The following is a 2,475-nucleotide window of genomic DNA, read 5'->3' on the forward strand; positions in this document are numbered from 1 at the left end:
ACCAATTTGGGATAGCCCAATTGATATTTTCATCTAATTTGTCAACAATCTGAAAAGGCTCGAAAGCCTTTTTTATTTTTTTACAATTTTATAATATGTACGACTTGTACAGAAATAAACAATAGTATAACAAATAGTAAGTACTATCACTGATACAACAGTACATGTAATAAATGTCTGAGGGGCATTAAGAATCATTACCTTAAACATCTTTAAGATCATCTTATAAGCCACGGACATATGAATAACTGCCACTACAAGAGGAAGGAAGAAGAAAATCAATACCTGTGAAGATATAGCCTGTCTAACTTCTTTTTTACTCAATCCTACGTTCTGTAGTATTTCATATCTTTTCTGATCTTCATAGCCCTCAGATAACTGCTTATAATACATAATCAATACTGCAGCCATCATAAAGAGTACACCTAAGAAAATACCTAAGAATAATAATGAACCATACATCTGACTGAATAGTTGGTAGTTATCATAGCGAGTCATATTAGAGTAGTTGATCTCACCATCATTCTTTTCACTGACTTTCAAAGTGAAGTTCTTAGTTGTTTTACGCATGACTTCTTCAGCCTTTGAATTGAAATAACCACCTTTATAATTAACTAATACTTCATAGACATGAGAAGGTGCAGAACGATGTTCAAATGTAAGTGCCTGTTTTAAGGTTGCATCATCCTTGAATACAAATGTAATACTATCTGAATCCACATTCGCGATATCATCCTTCACAAACCAAGGATCATTCTTAACCATCTTTAATGAATACAATTGATTATTCAACATCATTGAATCATGATTAAAATGATAATTAGAATTATAAAGCACTTCATGATCATTTAAAGTGACATGATGATTATAAATACGATTGTAATCAGCTAATGTCATTCCAAGAATTGTAAGAATCTTATTATTACCTCCTTCTCCTGGTGCAGTAAACACTGTTCCATTTTGAGAAGCCAATACATTACAATATTTTAAAGAAGCCATTTGAGAAATACCGATATTTTTAGAAGCAAGAGATGTTTTAATGTCCTTTTCAAGGTTGATGATTTCTTCATCCATGTTCACCTTTTCCATATTCCCTACTTTATAACTATAGTCAGCACGAACACTTTTTTTCACAGTATCAAAAACACCACTATAAAGAGTATATGTAGAAGAAATCATAACAAGAATACATGTACATAGAATACAGATACTTGCAAGTCCCACTGCATTCTGCTTCATACGATACATCATCTGAGACACACTGATGAAATGATTTGTCTGATAGTAATACTTCTTATTCTTCTTTAATAGTTTTAAAATTACAATAGAACCAGCAGTAAAGAGTGCATATGTACCAATAATAACAAGTACAACTGCCACAAAGAATAAGACAAGGGCAGTGATTGGATCTTCAATCGACAAGGCAATTGTATAACCAGCACCTAGTGTGATGACACCTATTAAAGTCATCAACCACTTTGTCTTTGGTTCCTTTTCTCCAACCTGTCCACCCTTTAATAACTGGATTGGATTAGAGAAACGAATAGAAGCTGCATTGATCATAAATGAAACAAAGAAAATAACACTAAAGAGAAGAGTTGTGATTAAAATCGCATTCATATCAATACTAAATACAATCGATGTATGAATAGCCAATATCTTCACTAAAATAAGCATCATCAGCTTGCTGAATAGAACACCTGTTAATATACCAAATCCTAAAGAAATCAAATAAACAATCAATGTTTCAATAAAGATGATCAACATCACATGACGCTTTTCCATTCCTAATATATTATAGAGTCCAAGTTCCTTCTTACGATTCTTCATGAGGAAGCTATTTATATATAATAAGAATATAACTGAGAATATAATCACAACATACACGCCAAGACTCATCATCATGGCTGCTGATTCACTGTCTTTTCTTAGGCCATTATCTCCACCTAAGAACTTTACACAATAAAACATCATGACTGTAAAGATGCTTGTAATAAGATATGGGAAATAGATTTTTCCATTCTTTTTAATATTTGTCAGGGCAAGTTTTAAATAAAACATGATTACTTACCTCCTGTCTGCAGTAGTGTAAGTGTATCACTGATTGCCTGATACATCTCTTCGTTTGTCTTATCTCCTTTATAGATCTGATGATAGACCTGTCCATCACGTATAAATAAGACACGTTTCGCAAAACTGGCTGCTTTGGTACTATGAGTAACCATCACAATTGTCTGTCCTTCTTCATTTACATGATCAAAGATATTCAATAAATCATCTGTTGATTTAGAATCCAAAGCACCTGTAGGTTCATCAGCTAAGATAATCTGAGGATGAGTAATTAAAGCTCTTGCGACAGCAGCTCTTTGTTTCTGTCCTCCTGACTGGAAAAGGATATATTTACCGTGGTGATTCTCAAGCAAGCTGTGGGGATATAAGAGAAACATTATAGTAACAAACATATAAGATTTATTT

At 32.8% G+C, this 2,475-nt stretch carries 2 protein-coding genes; both read right to left on the reverse strand.

The window, feature by feature from the left end:
* Window positions 1-72: 72 nt before the first annotated feature.
* Entirely contained in the window at window positions 73-2,061 is a 1,989-nt protein-coding gene (locus ACT8VG_RS10155) for an FtsX-like permease family protein (RefSeq protein ID WP_444195793.1), read from the reverse strand.
* Between the two features lie 2 nt (window positions 2,062-2,063).
* A partial coding sequence (locus tag ACT8VG_RS10160; protein ID WP_444195794.1) for an ATP-binding cassette domain-containing protein occupies window positions 2,064-2,475 on the reverse strand: 412 nt, incomplete at its 5' end.

The organism is Catenibacterium sp. (assembly GCF_052354645.1).
GTDB classification, from domain to species: domain Bacteria; phylum Bacillota_I; class Bacilli_A; order Erysipelotrichales; family Coprobacillaceae; genus Catenibacterium; species Catenibacterium mitsuoka_A.

Coding starts and splice junctions, on each gene's coding strand:
- ACT8VG_RS10155 (WP_444195793.1), bottom strand. CDS start 2,061: ATGTTTTATTTAAAACTTGCCCTGACAAATATTAAAAAGAATGGAAAA.